This is a genomic window from Pseudomonas rhizozeae (assembly GCF_031583775.1).
Taxonomy (GTDB): domain Bacteria; phylum Pseudomonadota; class Gammaproteobacteria; order Pseudomonadales; family Pseudomonadaceae; genus Aquipseudomonas.
The window spans coordinates 47,393-65,666 of sequence record NZ_JAVLSB010000026.1 but is presented as its reverse complement, the minus strand read 5'-3'; the positions used below and the strand labels follow the sequence as shown (position 1 = coordinate 65,666).

The 18,274-nt window shown below is 58.1% G+C and carries 20 protein-coding genes and 1 pseudogene; 7 read left to right on the top strand and 14 right to left on the bottom strand.

Annotation, left to right across the window (positions count from 1 at the left end):
* Nucleotides 1-56 precede the first annotated feature (56 nt).
* Nucleotides 57-1,010, top strand: coding sequence for a LysR family transcriptional regulator (locus RG836_RS08685; protein WP_310844777.1), 954 nt, complete (start codon nucleotides 57-59; stop codon nucleotides 1,008-1,010).
* A 311-nt stretch (nucleotides 1,011-1,321) separates the two neighbouring features.
* Entirely contained in the window at nucleotides 1,322-1,609 is a 288-nt protein-coding gene (locus RG836_RS08680) for a DUF1330 domain-containing protein (protein WP_310844776.1), read from the top strand.
* 48 nt (nucleotides 1,610-1,657) lie between these two features.
* Here the strand turns inward: RG836_RS08680 and RG836_RS08675 are convergent, their stop codons facing one another.
* Complete coding sequence (locus RG836_RS08675; protein ID WP_310844775.1) at nucleotides 1,658-2,353, bottom strand: TetR/AcrR family transcriptional regulator; 696 nt, start codon at nucleotides 2,351-2,353, stop codon at nucleotides 1,658-1,660.
* Nucleotides 2,354-2,407: 54 nt separating this feature from the next.
* Here RG836_RS08675 and RG836_RS08670 point away from each other — a divergent pair, with 54 nt between their 5' ends.
* The 3 genes from RG836_RS08670 to RG836_RS08660 all read left to right on the top strand — a co-directional run bounded on the left by RG836_RS08670 (nucleotide 2,408) and on the right by RG836_RS08660 (nucleotide 3,904).
* Complete coding sequence (locus RG836_RS08670) at nucleotides 2,408-3,145, top strand: SDR family NAD(P)-dependent oxidoreductase (RefSeq protein WP_310844774.1); 738 nt, start codon at nucleotides 2,408-2,410, stop codon at nucleotides 3,143-3,145.
* A gap of 192 nt (nucleotides 3,146-3,337) precedes the next feature.
* Complete coding sequence (locus RG836_RS08665) at nucleotides 3,338-3,745, top strand: nuclear transport factor 2 family protein (RefSeq protein WP_310844773.1); 408 nt, start codon at nucleotides 3,338-3,340, stop codon at nucleotides 3,743-3,745.
* A 21-nt stretch (nucleotides 3,746-3,766) separates the two neighbouring features.
* The gene (locus RG836_RS08660) at nucleotides 3,767-3,904 is read left to right on the top strand and encodes a hypothetical protein (protein WP_310844772.1); all 138 of its coding nucleotides are present in this window, start codon (nucleotides 3,767-3,769) and stop codon (nucleotides 3,902-3,904) included.
* Nucleotides 3,905-3,984: 80 nt separating this feature from the next.
* On the opposite strand, the gene gstA is transcribed toward RG836_RS08660, so the two are convergent.
* Nucleotides 3,985-4,614, bottom strand: coding sequence for a glutathione transferase GstA (gene gstA / locus RG836_RS08655; protein WP_310844771.1), 630 nt, complete (start codon nucleotides 4,612-4,614; stop codon nucleotides 3,985-3,987).
* Between the two features lie 121 nt (nucleotides 4,615-4,735).
* On the opposite strand from gstA, the gene RG836_RS08650 reads away from it, so the two are divergent.
* Nucleotides 4,736-5,068 (top strand): winged helix-turn-helix transcriptional regulator, encoded by a 333-nt coding sequence (locus tag RG836_RS08650; RefSeq protein WP_310844770.1) that lies wholly within the window; start codon nucleotides 4,736-4,738, stop codon nucleotides 5,066-5,068.
* 220 nt (nucleotides 5,069-5,288) lie between these two features.
* On the opposite strand, the gene RG836_RS08645 is transcribed toward RG836_RS08650, so the two are convergent.
* The 5 genes from RG836_RS08645 to RG836_RS08625 form a co-directional block, all read right to left on the bottom strand.
* Complete coding sequence (locus tag RG836_RS08645) at nucleotides 5,289-6,236, bottom strand: alpha/beta hydrolase (protein WP_310844769.1); 948 nt, start codon at nucleotides 6,234-6,236, stop codon at nucleotides 5,289-5,291.
* Nucleotides 6,237-6,298: 62 nt separating this feature from the next.
* Complete coding sequence (locus RG836_RS08640; RefSeq protein WP_310844768.1) at nucleotides 6,299-7,321, bottom strand: transketolase family protein; 1,023 nt, start codon at nucleotides 7,319-7,321, stop codon at nucleotides 6,299-6,301.
* Nucleotides 7,318-8,166: a transketolase gene (locus tag RG836_RS08635; protein WP_310844767.1), complete on the bottom strand. Its 849-nt coding sequence runs from the start codon at nucleotides 8,164-8,166 to the stop codon at nucleotides 7,318-7,320. The genes RG836_RS08640 and RG836_RS08635 overlap by 4 nt, the downstream gene beginning before the upstream one ends.
* Before the next feature lie 17 nt (nucleotides 8,167-8,183).
* Nucleotides 8,184-9,482 carry an MFS transporter gene (locus RG836_RS08630; RefSeq protein WP_310844837.1) on the bottom strand — a complete coding sequence of 433 codons (1,299 nt, stop codon included), beginning with the start codon at nucleotides 9,480-9,482 and terminating at the stop codon, nucleotides 8,184-8,186.
* 97 nt (nucleotides 9,483-9,579) lie between these two features.
* Nucleotides 9,580-10,329 carry an SDR family NAD(P)-dependent oxidoreductase gene (locus RG836_RS08625; RefSeq protein WP_310844766.1) on the bottom strand — a complete coding sequence of 250 codons (750 nt, stop codon included), beginning with the start codon at nucleotides 10,327-10,329 and terminating at the stop codon, nucleotides 9,580-9,582.
* Nucleotides 10,330-10,527: 198 nt separating this feature from the next.
* Here RG836_RS08625 and RG836_RS08620 point away from each other — a divergent pair, with 198 nt between their 5' ends.
* The gene (locus RG836_RS08620; protein ID WP_310844765.1) at nucleotides 10,528-11,442 is read left to right on the top strand and encodes a LysR substrate-binding domain-containing protein; all 915 of its coding nucleotides are present in this window, start codon (nucleotides 10,528-10,530) and stop codon (nucleotides 11,440-11,442) included.
* A gap of 171 nt (nucleotides 11,443-11,613) precedes the next feature.
* Here the strand turns inward: RG836_RS08620 and RG836_RS08615 are convergent.
* The 7 genes and pseudogenes from RG836_RS08615 to RG836_RS08585 all read right to left on the bottom strand — a co-directional run.
* Nucleotides 11,614-11,682: pseudogene (locus RG836_RS08615) on the bottom strand (hypothetical protein); the annotation flags it as partial.
* A gap of 223 nt (nucleotides 11,683-11,905) precedes the next feature.
* A complete protein-coding gene (locus RG836_RS08610; RefSeq protein WP_310844764.1) occupies nucleotides 11,906-12,205 on the bottom strand; it encodes a hypothetical protein in 300 nt (99 codons plus the stop codon).
* A gap of 203 nt (nucleotides 12,206-12,408) precedes the next feature.
* The gene (locus RG836_RS08605) at nucleotides 12,409-14,817 is read right to left on the bottom strand and encodes a DUF3772 domain-containing protein (RefSeq protein ID WP_310844763.1); all 2,409 of its coding nucleotides are present in this window, start codon (nucleotides 14,815-14,817) and stop codon (nucleotides 12,409-12,411) included.
* Nucleotides 14,818-14,917: 100 nt separating this feature from the next.
* On the bottom strand, nucleotides 14,918-15,601 hold the full coding sequence (locus RG836_RS08600) for a lipopolysaccharide kinase InaA family protein (protein WP_310844762.1): 684 nt from the start codon (nucleotides 15,599-15,601) through the stop codon (nucleotides 14,918-14,920).
* 109 nt (nucleotides 15,602-15,710) lie between these two features.
* Nucleotides 15,711-16,619 (bottom strand): alpha/beta hydrolase family protein, encoded by a 909-nt coding sequence (locus RG836_RS08595; RefSeq protein ID WP_310844761.1) that lies wholly within the window; start codon nucleotides 16,617-16,619, stop codon nucleotides 15,711-15,713.
* 74 nt (nucleotides 16,620-16,693) lie between these two features.
* Nucleotides 16,694-17,533, bottom strand: a complete 840-nt coding sequence (gene yghU, locus RG836_RS08590; RefSeq protein ID WP_310844760.1) for a glutathione-dependent disulfide-bond oxidoreductase — start codon at nucleotides 17,531-17,533, stop codon at nucleotides 16,694-16,696.
* A gap of 33 nt (nucleotides 17,534-17,566) precedes the next feature.
* Complete coding sequence (locus tag RG836_RS08585; protein ID WP_310844759.1) at nucleotides 17,567-18,247, bottom strand: NADPH-dependent F420 reductase; 681 nt, start codon at nucleotides 18,245-18,247, stop codon at nucleotides 17,567-17,569.
* Nucleotides 18,248-18,274: the final 27 nt, after the last annotated feature.

The window sequence follows — 18,274 nt, the reverse complement described above, 5'->3', positions numbered from 1 at the left end:
CAGCATTCTCGCAATGCCAGAGTCAGTTGCGTAGGGGCCTAAACTGGATTAGGTTCATGCGTATTGCGAATGAGGGATTTGCCATGCCCAAGACTCTGGACCGCCACGACCTGATGCAACTCTTCGTGCGCATCGTTGACACCCAGTCGATCTCCGCCGCGGGGCGCCTGATGGGCTTGTCCCAGCCGGCGGCCAGTCGCCGGTTGCGCATGCTCGAGGACATGCTGGGCGTGCGGCTGCTCATGCGTACCACACAACAGCTCTCGCTGACCGAGGATGGTTGCATGTTTCTGGAAGATGCCAGGCGCATGCTGACCGACTGGCAGCGTAGCGCGGAGGCCCTGAAGGGGGAGCAGGGCGAATTGTCGGGATCCCTGAAACTGGCGGTCCCGTCGGCCCTGGGGCAGTCGCTGTTCGCGGATATCGCCTGTGACTTTCTGCGCCTGCATCCGCGCGTGCGGCTTGACTGGCGCGTATGCGACGACCCGTGCGATCTGACTACTGGGGGCTTTGATCTGTGGATACGGGTCGGGCCAGTACGGAACGAGTCTCTAGTCATGCGTACGCTGGGGAGTATCGAAAGGCTGGTGGTATCAGTGCCTGGCCTAGGCGGGCTTGAGGAGCCATGTACCGGTCCGGCTGAGCTAGAGTGCTTTCCGGCGGTGTTGCTGTCCTCTTATGATGGGCGGGAGTTTACCTTGACCAGCCCCGGCGAAGAGACACGCAACGTCAAGCCGGCTGCGGCCTTCGCGACCGACAACCTGTTCGCGGCATTGCAAGCGACCACCCGTGGCATCGGCTATTCGCTGCTGCCGCGCTGGCTGATTGCGGAGCATCTGCAACAGGGCAGTCTGATCGTCCAGTGTCCGCGCTGGCGACCGGAAAGCCTGCGGCTGTGCATTGCGTTTCCGCAAGGACGCTTCCGCCCGAAACGCGTTAGCGCCTTTGTCGAATTCCTGCGCAGTGCTATCCCCGAGTCGTCGCTCGGCATCTATCTAACACTCGAGTGAGACAAATAGCCCTGTGATCCGCATTCGTGAACAGGACAGCGAAGATAAGGGCTGTCCCCGACGCGTCAGCACAGCAACTCACTGTTCACTGCCGTTTTCTGTTCTCGATAAAGTTTAGCTGTCCCCTAGGGGCGAAATTTCTTCCGAACTCCGCAAAACGTTTACCCCATGTGCGTCCAGTCTGGTGGCGTTCTGCTGTTTCGATTCCGACGCGTGAACGCCATCGCGTGGGCGCCCAGGGCGCGCGACAGCTTGACACCGATATGCGCTCTACTTAAAGCTAGTTAACTTTACTCTGGAGTGTAGCTGCAATGAGTCGTGCCTATGTTGTCGGTCATTTTTCAGTAAAAGACGAAAGTAAATGGGGAGAATATCGCGCCCAAGTTCCAGCCACCATAGATGCATTTGGTGGGACGATCGTCTTCCGTGGGGAAAAGGTGCGCGACTTAGCAGGCGGATGTTCAGAGGAAGGCGTTGTAGTGATTAAGTTTCCAGATATGGATGCTCTCAATAACTGGTACGCATCTGCGGTGTATCAGGCGCTGATTCCACTTCGTCAAGAGGCGGCAGCTATGACGCTCACCGCCTATAAGGAATGAAGTTCGTGCTGTGCGGGGTGTAATCAGTTCTGATCTGCACTCTTCACTTCAACCACTCCGGTAAGCGGGTGTCTGCCACGCAGCCATAGCAACTTTAGCGACAGGAAGAAGGTCCGCCTTTTTGGCCCCATCCCTTGCCTGGATGGCCATCCCCTGGATAACGCCCGTGTAATAGCGGGCGAGCGCACAGACGTCCGTTGCGGTCGGCAGCTCACAAGCGCTCACCCCGCGCTCAATAGTTTCTTGGATTTGGCCAAGGGCAGCGAGCCTGAAGCCCTTCAACGCCTCAGCCACGGCGCTGGGACATTCTTCACCAACGGTGGCTAGCGTAATCATGCATCCCGAAGGCAGGAGGCCGTTTGCCGGCATTGCCTCAGCTGCTGCCAGCAGCGCTTTCTGCATGCCCTCACGGGCGGTGGCTGCGTCACTGAGGTGGTGCCAAATCGACGCGTAAGCTAACTCGGTGTAGCGGCCGACAGCCTCAATGTAGAGCTGTTCCTTGCTGCCGAACGCCGAATACAGACTCGGTGAGTTGATGCCCATCGCCCGGCATAGCTCGCTGTTAGACGTGCCTAGAAACCCGTTGCTCCAGAACACGCGCATTGCCGACTCAAGGGCAACGTCCCGATCGAACTTGCGTGGCCGCCCTCGGGACAGCTTTTTCAAGACGGCGCTCGGCCCGTCCATGTTTTGCAGCTTTGTGTCGTTTTTTTGTGCCATGCGGCACAATAAATTTGTTGACATTAAAAATCAAGGGTGGGATTTTTATGTGCCGCTAAGTACAAAAATGAGGAATTTATGTCGCTTGTTGGAAAGCGTGCTCTCGTCACCGGCGGTAGCCGTGGCATCGGTGCAGCCATCGCCAAGGTCTTGGCAGCAGAGGGTGCCGATGTTGCTTTTACTTACGAGAAGTCCACCAGTGCCGCGGCAGAAGTAGTCCGGGCGATCGAAGTTTTGGGCCGTCGAGCGACTGCCATCCAGGCAAATAGCGCTGACGTTTCAGAGGTAAAAGCGTCGGTGGAGCAGGCTATCGCCTATCTCGGAGGATTAGACATCCTGGTCAATAATGCTGGTATTTTCCTGGGCCACAACGTGAGGGATGTAGCACTAAAGGACCTCGATGCCGTCCTAAGCGTCAATGTAAAAGCTCCCATTATCGCCATCCAAGCAGTAATTCCGCACCTTGGCCACGGAGGCCGCATTATCAACATCGGTAGCTGGTTCGGCGAGCGCGTCCAATGGTCTGGCCTGGCGATCTATGCAATGTCCAAATCCGCTTTAATTTCCCTTACCAGAGGCTTGGCGCGCGAGCTTGGCGCTGAGGGCATCACCGTCAACTTAGTGCAACCGGGAGCTATCAACACAGACATGAATCCCGACAATGGACCGATCGCTGAAACCATCCGAGGACTAATTCCATCAGGCCAATTCGGCACGGGCGAGGACATTGCACATACAGTGGCGTTCCTGGCAAGCGAAAAGGCTCAGTACATTACTGGCACGTCGTTGACCGTCGACGGCGGAATGATTGCGTAGAGGAGTCGACGACATTTACCGCATTGCAGCTGAATGAGTCCGCGTAGACGGCTGGATAGGCGTACGACTTAAGTCACTGATCCCACCTTGATTTTCTAACCGAGTTGTCAAATCGTTTTTCTGGAGTCAATTGTTGAGAGCACCGATATGACTTTGGAATGCTGGCGCTAATTATTATAGAAGGAGAATAAAATGTCTGAGCAGACCGGTATTGTTGTTGTTAAAAAGTTTTATGACAGCTTTGTGCAAGGCGACATTGAAGCAGTCGTTGCAACCTTAAGTGATAACCTCGATTGGCGCGAATCTGAGAATTTCTTGCTTGGTGATCGAAATCCTTATCTGTCTCCAGCTGCTGTTGTAGAAGGCGTTTTTAACCGCATCGCTAGAGAGTTTCAGGATTATCAAGCTGGGCCTACCGAGTTGATCGATGCGGGTGATGTAGTGGTTGCCGTGGGCCGATCGAAGGGAATCATGGCCTCGACCGGAAAACCGTTTGACGCGCAATACATGCATGTCGTGCGCGTTGCTAACGGCAAGATCGTCAGTTTTCAGCAATTGATCGACACGCTTGAAGTGTCGCGTTCGCAACAGGTCGGTTAAGCACATGTCGAAGTGAGCAGCATGACCGAGACTAATTTCGGCTGCGGTATGGCGCTGTGCGGGGCAGTGCCGGAAGTAGCCGGCGCAGCACCTTTAGAAAGGAAAATGATTCCAAGGTCGCTGATTGAAATTGATTGCTGCTTTGCGAAGATAAAATAGCAATTCTAAAATTGAAAGCTCTGGGTGTGCGGAATAAAACCACTCAATTGAGTGGTTTTATTCCCTGATATTTAGTCAATTTATTTCAATTCTTCGATATCCAGTGCTTTACGAACGGCGGGCCTTTCTCTCATGCGGAGATACCAAGCCTTTAGATTTCCCAAATCGTCAAAATGAATATTGGTTTGGTAGGTGGGCGCAAGCCATTGAGCCTGCCCCCATTGTGTTAGCGAGTAGAGGTAGGCATCTGCCACTGTGTAATGGCCCATGAGGTAATCACGTTCTGCCAGTTGCTCATTGATCCAGGAATACCGTTGTTCCAATTTAGGTTTGGCTGTTTCTGTGCCGTAGGTTCCTGCCAACCTTGCGTAGATAAGAGGGATGAAACCTTTATGAATTTCCGAAGTGAGGAAGCTCAACCACTCTTGTAAGCGATAGCGGTCAAAAGTGCCGTTAATGGGAACAAGATCCGCTTCAGGTTTCAAATCAGCGAGATATTGAACAATGGCAGGACCTTCACGTAGCAAAGTGCCGTCGTCAAGCTCCAATAAAGGAATATAGCCAAATGGACTGATCTCGTAGAAGTCTCGGCCATCCTCTGTCTTGTGTGTTTTATAGTCCACCTTCACCAGTTGGACATTTAGGCCCAACTCATTGATGACGATGTGTGGTGCGAGTGAGCAAGCAGCAGGTACGTAATAAAGCTTCATATGCGATCTTCATAATTAGAAAAGAGACTCCGCTATTTTAGCTACCTGGAAAAATGTGTAAAGAAGGCGGTGAAATGTGGCCTAGGATAAAATATTATACTTACTGATTGCTGAGGTTTATATGAAAAAGAATATGAGCGGCTGTTCTGTAGAGGAGTCAATGCGGTTATTAGGTGGCCGCTGGAGATTGTTGCTTGTCTCCTACCTCTTGGAGGGGCCTAAACGATTCAACGACCTACGTCGCAATATGCCCGGCATTTCACAAAGGATGCTGACATTGGACCTTCGGGCCCTGGAAGAAGCAGATCTTATTAAACGAACCGTCTACCCAACTTCGCCAATCAAGGTTGAATATGAATTGACTGAGGACGGCAAAAGATTGGTGCCAATAGTGGAAATAATGAAAGATTTCGGTTTGTGGCTTAAAGCACGCGTAAAAAATGGAGAAGGCTAATTTTTAAGTGAATTTTGCCGCTGTGAATCTACACTTCTTCTGTTGTTAGCTGTGTTTATGTTGGTTATCTACCCGTGTTAGGGGCTTGGTTTCAGGAGCGCCAGCTGGCTCAGCCGCATCGGCTGGACCGAAATGGGAGGAAGTTTAGGACGCAACAGTTCGTCTGCATCGGGCTGCTCGGTTGCTATGGCAAGTCCGGAACACTCTTGCGCTTGAGTTTTCACACAATTCCCATCTTTAGAAATTCGTTGAGCGCACGAACAATATCCAGACTGGATTGCGTAGTGATGCGTCCTGGATTCTGATCGAACATGTGTGGGGCGCCGGGATAGACGTGAAGCTCTACAGCGACCCCGGCGCGCGACAGTCTCAATGCAAATTCCACATCTTCTTCCAGAAACAGGTCCAGCGAGCCTACCGATATGAAACTTGGAGGCAGGCCTTGAAGGTCTCGCTGCATGGATGGAGAAAAAAGGCCGATACGATCATCGTCAAGGTTGTAACCCCCGCGAAGGCAATTCCAACAGAACCGGTTCGGTGCAGGCAACCAGCTGAAAGTCCCAGTGCTTTCGTTCTGGTGAGGCGAGTTCGAGGTGCCCGTGCGGTGATCCAACATAGGATAGACAAGCACCTGGGCGGCAATGGGATACTGCCCTTTGTCGCGGGCCAGTATGCCCAATGCAGCCGCCAGGCCTCCGCCAGCGCTGTGACCCATGATCACGATTTTTCGGGTATCCATGCCCAGGTCATGGTCATCACCAAATAGCCAGCCGAGCGCGGTGTAGCAGTCTTCAAGGGGTAGAGGAAAAGGGTATTCAGGCGCCAGTCGATAATCAACTGCGACGATGAGCGTTTTCAATTCTTCGGCAAGCGCCGCCAGGTAGGCATCGGCCATTTCAGGCCTGCCCAGTACAAATCCTCCACCATGGATGTACAGGATCACCGGAAGGAGGGCGGTTGTTGATGTCGCACCGGGTCGATAAATACACAAGCGCAGACGCTCTTCATCTACCGTTATCCATCGCTCTTCGTAGCTGTTGTTTTGCTGAGTCCCAAAGGTTGAATGGATGCGCTCCCGGATGGTCGGCAGTGTTTCGATCGACCATTGATCCGTGCCAGGGATCAGAAAGCTATGGAATTCTGGGTCAAGCAATTCATGTGGCTTCAAACGTTCCGCTCCCTTTCTGTCGAACGCAATGGCACCCGTCGCCAGGTGCCTTGCCCTCGCAGTTAAAGCCAGGCTTTGATTTGAGCGGACACGGCTTGAGTGGAGATGCCATAGCGATCATGCAATGTCGGCAGGGCGCCTGCATCGAGGAATGCGTCGGGCAAAGCGATCTGCCTGAAGGTTGGCGTCACACCGTTGCGCAGCAGCACGCCGGCGACGGCCTCGCCGAGGCCACCAATGATTGAGCTGTTTTCTGCGGTGACCACCAGTCGACCTGACTTCCTTGCCTCGGCAAGAATGGTTTGTTCGTCAAGGGGTTTGATCGTCGGTACGTGCAGCACGGCGACATCGACGCCATCCGCTTGCAGTTCCTTGGCCGCTTCCAGTGCTCGCATGGTCATGAGGCCGGTGGAGATGATCAGCACATCGTTGCCGGTGCGCAGGGTCTTGGCCTTGCCGATCTCGAAACTGTAGCCGTACTCGTCCAGCACCAGCGGCACATTGCCGCGCAGCAGGCGCATGTACACCGGCCCCTGATGCGCGGCAATGGCGGGCACGGCCTGTTCGATTTCCAGGGCATCGCACGGGTCGACTATCATCAGGTTGGGCATGGCGCGGAAGATCGCCAGGTCATCGGTGGCCTGGTGGCTCGGACCGTAACCGGTAGTGAGACCGGGCAAACCACAAACGATTTTGACGTTGAGGTTTTCCTCGGCAATCGCCATGCAGATGAAGTCATAGGCGCGGCGTGAAGCGAACACCGCGTAGGTGGTGGCGAAAGGCACGAAGCCTTCGCGGGCCATACCTGCGGCCGCACTCATCAGCAACTGTTCGGCCATGCCCATTTGATAGAAGCGGTCGGGATGCGCTTTGGCGAAGATGTGCAGGTCGGTGTACTTGGACAAGTCGGCGGACAGGCCGACGATGTCCGCACGCTGGTCTGCCAGAGCGGCTAATGCATGGCCAAAAGGAGCAGATTTCGTGGCCTGTCCTTCAGAGGCAATGGAGGCGATCATCGCCGAGGTCGTCAGACGTTTTTTGATCGGTTCGGCAGTCGAAGTCGGCGTGTTGGCTGCATTGCTCATTGTTTTTTTCCTTCTTCAAGATTGTTCAGTGCCAGATCCCATTCGTGTTCTTCCACTCGGATGAAGTGGGTCTTCTCCCGGGTTTCGAGGAAGGGCACGCCTTTGCCCATTTTGGTGTCGCATATGATCACCCGAGGTTGAGTGCCAGGATGGTTGCGGGCGGCATCGAACGCGGTGACCAGCGCCTTCAGGTCATTGCCGTCGACGCGCTGGGTGAACCAGCCAAAGGCTTGCCAGCGATCGACGATGGGTTCGAACGACAGGATTTCACTGGAGTAACCGTCGGCTTGCTGGTTGTTGACGTCGACGATGGCGATCAGGTTGTCGAGCTTCCAGTGTGATGCCGACATCACGGCTTCCCAGGTCGAGCCTTCATTCAATTCGCCATCCGATAGCAAGTTATAGATGAACGCCGTTGACCCCTTGCGCTTGAGGCCCAGGCAGGCACCGACCGCGATGCCCAAGCCCTGGCCCAGCGACCCGCCGGTGATTTCCATGCCTGGCGTATAGGCGGCCATCCCCGACATCGGCAGACGACTGTCGTCCGCGCCGTAGGTTTCCAACTCATCGAGCGGGATGATTTCGGCTTCGATCAATGCGGCGTACAGCGCAATGGCGTAGTGGCCGATGGAAAGGTAGAAGCGATCACGCTCCTCCCACTCCGAATCATCCGGCCGATAATTCAATGCATGGAAATAGGAGACCGCCAGCAGATCGGCAGCACCCAGGGCCTGACCGACATAGCCCTGGCCCTGGACTTGGCCCATGCGCAGCGCGTGGCGACGAATGTTGTGGGCGCGCTCCACCAAGGTTTTGGATGAGGCGTGTGAAGGAATAGTAGTCATGGTGAAACTCCGTTAACTCAACGATTGACCAAAGCGGCGGGAATGCGCAGCACCAGGGTGGCACCGGCGAGCAGCACGCCAGTGATCAGGTACATGCCGATGGCGCTGGAGCCGGTCACTGTGGTGATCCAGCCAATCAGATAAGGCGAGCAGAAGCCGGCGAGGTTGGCGAAGCTGTTGACCGCCGCGATGCCGGCGGCGGCAGAAACGCCTCCGAGCAGCGTGGTGGGTAACATCCAGAACAACGACGTCGCGGACAAAATTCCGGAAGCGGCCAGGCAAAGACTGAGGATGGAGAGGGTGGCATTTCCCCCCATCAACGCCGCCAGGCTCAGGCCGATAGCACCGGCAATCATCGGTACAATGAGATGCCAGCGGCGCTCGCGATGTTTGTCACCACTGCGTCCAACCAGCAGCATCGCGGCAATGGCGCAGAGGTAAGGCAGGCTGGTCAGAAAGCCGATATGCAACGGGTTGGAAACCCCCGCATTACGCACCAGGGTGGGTAGCCAGAAGGTGATTGCGTACTGGCCCATCACGACACAGAAGTAGATGCCCGCCAGTAGCCACAGACGACGATCGCGAATGAACTCACCGACCGAGGCGTGGGTGACTTTCTGCTGGTTGTCTTCGGCCAGCTCCCGAGTGATCAGTGCTTTTTCTTCATCGTTGAGCCAGTTGGCTTGATGCACGCCGTCCTTCAGGTAGCTCAATACCAGTAGCCCTACAACGACCGTTGGCACAGCCTCCAGAACGAACATCCACTGCCAGCCGGCCCAGCCATGCACACCTGCGAAATGATTCATGATCCAACCGGAGAGCGGGCCACCGACCATGCCCGACAGCGGAATGGCGATGAACCACAACACGGTCATGCGTGCACGACGGTAGGACGGAAACCAGTAGGTCAGATATAGCAACAGACCAGGCGCCAGGCCGGCTTCGGCAATCCCGAGCAGAAAGCGTAGCGCGTAGAATTGCCAGGCGGTTTCGACGAAGGCGAACAGGGCAGAAACGATGCCCCAGGTGATCATGATGCGCGCGATCCAGACCCGCGCCCCGACCTTGTGCAGGATGATGTTGCTGGGAACTTCGCAGAGGAAATAGCCAATGAAGAACATGCCCGCGCCCAGTCCGTAGACCGTTTCGCTGAGCGCCAGATCGCTCATCATTTGCAGCTTGGCGAAGCCGACGTTGACGCGATCAAGATAGGCGCACAGGTAGCACAACATGAGAAAAGGCATTAGACGCCATGCAGTTTTGCGATAGGCGTTAGAGCGCACGGTCGAAACCGCTTCGAGCGAAATAGTTGTCATGATGGTCTGATCTCTTGTTTTTATTGACCGCCAGGCCATGAGGCTCGGCTGCGTCGTCGATCCAGAACCGCACGGGCCTGAGGCCCGCCACGTGTAATCAGTGAATCAGCATGCCGCCGTTCACATCCAGCGTGATACCTGTCAAATAGGAAGATAGGTCGCTGGCCAGGAATAGGGCTGCATTCGCGACATCCTGCGCCTCACCCAGACGACCCAAGGGGATACCGTCGATGATCGCGTGGCGACGCTCGTCCTGCATCAACCCGCCGGTGATGTCGGTGTGAATCAAGCCAGGAGCGATGGAGTTGACGCGTACTTTGTCCGGCCCTAGTTCGCGTGCCATGGCTTTGGCCAGACCCAGTACGCCTGCTTTGGCAGCGCTGTAATGCGGGCCACCAAAAATGCCGCCTCCGCGCTGAGCAGACACGGACGACATGCACACGATGCTGCCGGCAGATTGTTGACGCATGGTGGGTATGACTGCCTGAGACATAAGCAATGTGCCACGCAGGCTGACGTCCAGCACCTTGTCGTAATCTGAAGGGCGAATGTCCAAGGTCTTGAGCGGTTGGGTGATCCCGGCGTTATTGACCAGAATGTCGATACGACCGAAATGTTCGATGATTTTCGCGACAGCCTGTTGAACCTGTGATTCGTTGGCGACGTTGGCGGCCAGTCCGAGATGGCCTTCGCCCAGGGAGGCAGCGGCATCGCGGGCAGCAGATTCGTCCAGATCGAGAATCACCACGCTTGCGCCCTGTTGCGCGAAGGTGGTCGCTGTAGCGCGGCCGATGCCACGTGCGGAAGCTGCACCGGTGATGATCGCGACTTTGCCTTGAAGAAGCATGGAAGAGTACCTCTGATTGTTTTTATTGGGTCGATCCGCAAAGAACCGATGACTCAGCTTGTTCCCCGGACCGACCCTGAGCAATAACGCGGATGTCACTCGGTGCTGAAAAAAATTCAGCACTCGCCAACCTACCCTTCCAGTGTTTGAATAGCTGTACGCCCGGCTTAAGCCACTTGCAGCGGAATAACAATAATCATGAGTTCACCTGGCGATGCACCTCCAATCCTTCCACCACTGAAAGCCATTCAGGCCTTTGAACAGACCGCACGCTTCGGTAACGTTGCCCGCGCCGCCGAATTGCTCGACCTGACACCCTCGGCGGTCAGTCACCAGTTGGCCAAACTGGAGGCCATGATCGGTCGGCAGCTGTTTCTCAGGACGGCCAGGGGCGTGACATTGACGCCGGTGGGCGAGCAATACCTCACTGAGGTGTCTGGCATCCTGCACACCCTGGCGGTGGCGACCGAGCGCGCTACCAGTGACGTCAGTCTCGACTGCCTGCGCTTGCACTCATCCCCCAGCTTCGGCCTGCTGTGGTTGATGCCGCGCCTGGAACAGTTTCAACAGAGCCATCCCGACATCCAGCTCAACCTGTCATGTTCCTACGAATCGCTGCATTTCAGTCGCGATAAAATTGACGTAGACATCCGCCATGGCATGCCCAACTGGCCCAGCTATGAGGTACGGACGATGCGCAATGAAAGTATCGCCGTGCTGGCGTCCCCGAAGCTTCTGGAAAGACGCCCCATCCGGGCCATTGCAGATTTACTGGATTGCAATCTGATTCTGTCGGAGGCGACGCTGATCAAGTGGCCGCAGTTGTTTGCCCAACATGGCCTGTCACGCCCGGAAAAACCCTACACGCTCAGCTTCGACCGCTCCTACATGACGCTGGAGGCCGCCAATCATGGGCTTGGATTTGCCCTGGAAAGCACGCTGCTGGCGCAGGACTATCTGGCGCGTGGTGCGTTGGTCGAGGTAGCCCCGGAATTGAGCGCGTCGATTACTGCACACCACCTGGTTTTCCCCAGAGCCCATGCAAACTTCCCCCGGGTCAGAAGATTCCTGGAGTGGATGCAGAAGGAGTTGGGGCATGACTTCAACTACTGATCTTGATGTCGAGGCACACCAGAATCCAGCATAGCGGCAGTGTGGTTGTTGAGTGTCTGCAATACGCCCATGCCTGCAAGTGCGGCCGCGAGCAGAGCATTGGAGTCGTTTAGCGAGACGCGGCGTCCCGTGTGCGGCGAGGTATTCGGGTGTCGCGCAGGTGCCAAACTTGAGGCTGCCCAGGCGCCTGGCGATTAGCGAGGAATCGTTCAAGATACCGCCGCGAATCACGCAATCCACACCGTCGCCCAGCAAATCGACAGACCTGTCGCTTACCCCGATATCGAGCTGTAGCTCAGGCTAACGTTTCTGAAAGTCGGGGAGAGCGGGCAGCACTGGCATCGTCTACGAGAATGCGGCGGATGACCCTCGCGCCGTTAAACAGTAAAACGTCGTGGACGCCGTTGATAAGTCTTGAGGTTGCAGACATAAAAACAGGCTTTCAAAATGAAAAAGGCGGGCACTATTGATAAGTGTCCGCCTCCTCAGCCGGATAAAACTCTCCCTCCATTCCCATTTCCTTCAGGCGTTCGCGCAGGATTACCTCGACGCGGGCCACTGCCGCTTGATCTTCTGGGTTGACCAGCTGCAAGCAAAGGCGTCGTACATTCTGATCGTGGGTGCCCTCGCTCATCATTTCGTGGGTGAAGACTTGTGCACCACGCCATACGCATAACTGGGTATGAGTCCCGCCAAGCCATATTTCGTTGATTGATCTAAGGTCAGTGTCAGCCAGTTGATCTACGGTGATTGTCTTATCCATGGCGCTGAACCTTACCAATGATTGGATACGGGTAGACTTCCCCCCGTAGCGTGTCGTTCCCAGCGCCTGGATTTAACCGTGACATCGGGATCGCCCCGCCTCGGGCCAGTACTGCCGGATCAGTAGTTAGCAGAACGGGGAAGCACTGCCTCAATCGTATTTCTGCATGACCGACAGCGCTGGCCCAGAGTCTGTAAAAACGCCTATTTGGCGTCGTCGTGCCGGATTTCTTTCTCCACGCCATCACTCACCAGCACCATGCTTTGCGGTGACGACAGGGCGACGCCCATTTCGCGCAGGCGGCCGAGGACGGTGAACAGCAGGTCGCTGCGGGCATTGCCGACTGAGCGCGGGCTGTTGACGTAGCCGCTGACGCTGATGATCAGCCCGGAAGTGGTCAGGTCTTTGAAGGTCACCGAGGGCGCGGGTGCGTCGAGGATGGCTTCGTGCTCGGTGAAGGCTTGCATCAGCAGGTCGCGGATTTTCAGTACGTCGGTTTCCAGCGGCAGGGTCAGGGTGATGCCGACCACGCCCAGCGCGTTGCCCATGGTGACGTTGCGCACGTTCTGGGTGATGAATTGCGAGTTCGGCACGATCACCGTCGAGCGGTCAGCCATCTGGATTTCCGTGGCGCGCACGTTGATCCGGCGAATGTCGCCCTCGACCCCGGCCAGGCTGACCCAGTCGCCGACTTTGACCGGGCGCTCGGTGAGCAGGATCAGGCCGGAGATAAAGTTCTGCACGATGGCTTGCAGGCCAAAACCGATCCCCACCGACAGCGCACTGACTACCCAGGTCAAGTTGGTCAGGCTGATATGCAGGGTCGACATCACGACCACCGCCACCAGCACAAAGCCGATGTAACCGACCAGGGTCACCAGCGAGGCGCGCATGCCGGCGTCCATGTTTGTTTCTGGTAGCAGGCGGTCGCCCAGCCATTCCTTGAGGACCCGCACGCCGAGCATGCCGACCACCATCAGGATCAGCGCCAGGAGGATGTCGCCAGGCACGATGTTGAGGTTGCCCAGTGGTTTGTTGGTCAGGTCGAGTTGGGTAAAGCTGCCCAGCAACTCGCCGGGGCTAGAGCCGGACGGCATGAAGGCCAGCAGGATCGCGGTGAACAGCAACAGCGTGCGGCCAACGCCGGCCAGCACGGTGCTGGCCTGGGCCTGGTGCCGGGGCGACAGACCCAGCGCTTCGCCCAGTGCCAAGCCACCGGGTTGCTTGGGCGAGAGCAGGGTTTCGCACAAATCGCCGAAGCAGGCGATCAGCAGGTACGCGGTGGCGGCCACCACGCTCATCCACAGCAACTTCACCGTCAGGAAATACGCCAGGGTCAGGTAGCCGGCAACCAATGCCAGCAGGCTCAAACCGACCCACACCGCGACCACGAACGGAATCAATCCGGCGAAGCCCGGCAGGCGTTCCAGCCCAAAGCGGCGGCGGGTGCGGCGGTAGCGCAGCAGGGCGAAGATAAACACCAGGCACACCGCCAACGCCGTCAGGCCATTGACCGCCACGGTGAGGGCCAGGCTGCTGGCGATCACACTGTTGATGCGCTCCTGGGTGCCGATGACCATCAGCGCCAGGCCCAGCACCACCGGGAAGCGGCCCATGGCCTCGGCGATTTCGTTGGGAATCTGTGGCAAGCGCCACGACGGGTGGGACAGCATCAACAGCGCCCGGCCGAGGCCGACGATGAAGGCGCAGAAAATCACTAGGGTCTGCAATTCGTTGAGCAGGTTGAGCACATCGGTAGTCGGAGACGCACGACTGACCAGACCCCAGCGCAGCAGTGCGGTGGCGGCGCTGATGGTCAGCAGGGTCGCCATCCCGACCGCCAATGCCAGGGCACTGCGGCGCAAGCGACCTTCCGGCAGCCAGCGGATCATCATCCAGATCAGCAAGCGCTCGAGCCAGCGGCGGCCCATGACCCAGATCACCACCGCCGCGATCAGCAGCCCGAGGAAAAACAGGCGTTGCCCCGGCGCCACCGTGTTGGCGAAGACCTTGCTGACATCGCGATACAACCCCTGCAACCGCCCCAGGTCATCGTCGGTGGGGCGGATGATGGTGGTCCAGAAGTCGGCGCTCAGGGGCGTGGCCGAACGGGTACTGATCTGTGAATCGAACAGGCTGCGGCGCAGGCTGAAGATTTGCGTGGCCAGGTCCCGGGCCGATTGGCTGAGGGTAGTGGTGCGCTGCTGGTCGGCAACCAGTGCTTTCTGCTGTGTGACCAAGGCTTTGCGCTGGCTGCTGAGGCTTTGCGCTTCGTCCGGCTGGACCGGGCCGAGAATGCTGATCTGATCGTTCAAGTGCTCAAGGTCGACCGCTTGCTGAGCCACCACCACATCGGCGCGTTTCTGCACTTCCAGCGCCGCCTGGCGCAGGCTCGATAGCAAGTCATCGTTAGCGCTGCCGGAAACTTTCTGGCGGATCAGGTCGAGCTGGTCGCTGAGTTCGTCCGGAGTCGCGGTCTCCGTCAACAACGGCAAACTGCGCAGGTTGCTGTTCTGCGCCGGGTCGGGCTGAGCCAGGCTAGGCAAACTGAAGCACAGCAGCAGGAGGGCGAGCACACCCGTTAACCAGCGGTTCGGCAAAACTGCCTGCATTGTCTTTCTCTCTTAGGCGTAAAACGGCCCGGGGGATAGCGGCGGATTCGCCTGCCTCGGACCTTGGTGCGGTGATGATCGTCGTTTTTGCCCGAATCAGCTATCGGGCATCGCTGGCGAGGGGGCGGCCCAAGCCTTGTTCGTAGCAGGCCAGGAAGCTTCGCCATTCCCCGTCGCTCCACGGCGAGTGGCGCCGCAGCTGCGGAATGTCGTGGCGGGCGGCGCCCAGGGAGGTGGCGCGGCCATGGGATTTTTCAAGATCCAGCAGCGCCAGCTCGACATCGAAGCCGTCGGCGGTGGTCAGCACTTTGATGAAAATATGCTTGGAACGCATGCAGCCATGTTGCCAGCGGCCCAAGTGCAAGCGCGAGAGCAGGGTGGCCAGGCGTTCGAGGACCTTCAAGTGCTCGGCGTCGGTGAGCCCGGAGCGTCCGCCGCCGGCGTACCAAGTGTCGAGGTCCTGGAAGCCGTTCAGGTCCTTGGTCACCAGAATGCCTTGCCAGACACCTTTGACCTTGCGCGCGTTATAGAAAATCGGATTGGGCGCCAGCACTCCGAGTTGCAGCAGCTTCGACAGTGCCCGGCCTTCACGCAGCACGGTGGGACGCCCGAGTGGATAGCGCAGGCTGCGAAACAGATGCCCGGTCTGGCGCTTGACGTACACCGTCTTGCCCTCATGAACCACGCGCTGCACGCCGCTGGTGCCGCTTCGGCGAACGTTCGGTTCCTCCACCCAAGGTCCTGAGGTATTCCACCAATAGGTGAAGTCATGTTGTTGGCGCACCGTGCTCTCCTGTCTACGAAAATGAATGCAGCTAAATGAACGCCGGGACTGTTCTCGCTCGCCCGGTCTGAATACGTCTACGCAGTCATTTCGGTGCTGGGGGGCCGGCTTATTCCTGTGACTCCCGAGGTGGCTGCAAGTGCCCTTGTGGTAGCCAACTGAGGATGTCGTCCCACAACGGTGCCGTAGTTTCGCGGAAATAGCCCATGTGCCCGATGGGCGGGCTGCCCGGCGGCGGCTGCAGGTCAAGAATGGTCCGTGGTGCATGGCTGAAAAACCGCGCAAAAGCGTCGCGTGAGCGCGGTGGCGCCCAGGGATCATCGACTGATGTGGCAAACACGCAGGGCGTCTTGACCTCAGCGTATTGCTGCACAAGGTGGGCCATTGCCGGGTCATCGAAAAAGTAATTCGGCCGCGTGCACCAGCGTTTCCAGTCTTTGTACACCCCCAGCGGCAGGTCATCGCCCATGCCCAGCAGGCTCCACGCCATATAGCCCTTCCATTTCACGATCACCGGCAGCACGAAAGTCCACATCAGGCGGATCTTCAGCCCCTCGCTTTTCGACATCCAGCCACTCCATCCGGCCCCGGCGCCCACGGTGTAGCAGGCGGTGAGTGCATGATGATTGGGCAGCAGGCCGATCGCATGCCCGCCGAAGGAATGCCCGACCCAATACAGTGGCAACGGGTCTTCCTTCAAATAGTCGACCGCTGCCGCCAGGTCGAGTTGGCCCCAGTCCAGGTACCGCATCTGAAAACCCTTGAGCGACGCCGGCCGGGAACCGCCGACCCCGCGATAATCCAGGGTCAGCACATTGAAGCCGCGGCGCGCGGCGTACTCCGCAAAACGTCGGTACAGGCGCTGCTGCACGCCGGTCGCACCCGCCACGATCAGGTTGCCGACCACGTCACCCTGCGCCGGGTAACGCAACGCGGACAGCCGATAGCCGTCCTTGGCCACCAGCACGATTTCCTGCGCCTGAAGGGTGTCGGCGAGGGCAGAGGTCAGGGTGTTCATGGCTTCAGCATCCTTTGAAAAGCGGTTCACGTGGGCGTCCTGTATCCCTGTAACCCCGAATGACGATCCGAGGATCAGGCCAAATCATCCGCCTGATGCCGTTCGGGCACCTGAGTCGCCTCGTCACCCCAAGTGCGGTTGACCCGTTGGCCACGGATCACCGCCGGCCGCTGGGCGATGAGGTCGGCCCAGCGCTGCACATGGGTGTATTCGTGCGCCGCCAGGAACTCAGCGGCCGAGTACACGTCATTGCGCACTAACTGGCCGTACCAGGACCACACCGCAATATCGGCGATGGTGTAGCTGTCGCCCGCCAGGTACGGACTCTCGGCGAGGCGGCGGTCGAGCACGTCCAGTTGCCGCTTGGCTTCCATGGTGAAGCGATTGATCGGGTATTCGAGTTTTTCCGGGGCGTAGGCGTAGAAATGCCCGAAACCGCCGCCGAGGTAGGGCGCGGCGCCCATCTGCCAGAACAGCCAGTTCAGGGTTTCCGTGCGCCCGCCGAGGTCGGTGGGCAGGAAGGCACCGAATTTCTCCGCCAGGTACAGCAGGATCGAGCCGGATTCAAACACCCGCACCGCCGGTTCCACACTGCGGTCCAGCAGCGCCGGGATCTTCGAGTTCGGATTGATGTCGACGAAGCCGCTGGAAAATTGCTCGCCATCACCGATGCGGATCAGCCAGGCGTCGTACTCGGCGCCGCTGTGGCCGAGCGCGAGCAATTCTTCGAGCAGAATGGTGACCTTGACGCCGTTGGGCGTGGCCAGCGAATACAGTTGCAGCGGGTGTTTGCCCACCGGCAGTGTCTTGTCGTGGGTCGGCCCGGCGATCGGGCGGTTGATGCTGGCGAAGGCACCGCCAGACGCGGCGTCGTTTTTCCAGACCTTGGGCGGAACGTAGGGCGCTTTGCTCACAATCGAAACCTCAAGTTGGCTGTCAGGGATGGGCTACTTTAACCCCGAACTCAGCTTCCTGAGTTCGTCTTCCGTGCGCACCCCGCTGAGCGGGCCACCGGGCAAGCCCTTGTTGGCCTGCGCCAAGGGCAGGATCACCGGGGTGAAGCCGGCGTCACGCACCAGTTGCGCGCCGATGTCCCGAGCCTGGCTGTCGTCGGCGAACATCGGCAGGGCCTTGCCCGCGCCGGACTGGCTTTTCATCGAGCTGTAGCCGATCGCGTTGAAGGCCCGCACCCAATGCACGCCGGGGAAATACTGCCGGTCCGCCGCCGCCACGCCGTGTTCCAGCGCCTGTCGGCCAACCTCGCCGTCACGGCCGCTGAACGGGTTGCTGGCACTCAACACCACCTTACCGTCGAGTTTGCCCTTCAGTTGTTTGGCCAGCCCCGGCATGGCGCTGTAGGGCACGCTCAGCACAATCACATCGCCCCAGGTCGCCGCGTCGCTCACCGAGCCGGCGCGGGCGTTGGCCCCGGCGCTCTTGACCAGGTCGGTCAACTCCTCGGGATGTCGCGAGGAAAACATTACTTCGTGCCCGGCCTTGGCCCATAACTCGCCCAAGGTGCCACCAACGTTGCCGGCGCCAATCACGCTGATCTTCAAGGTATCGGCCATGGCCTGGCTGGCGCAAAGAATCAGGCCGGCCATGGCGAGCAACAGTAATCTGGACATGCGTTGTACTCCCGGATTGCAAAACGT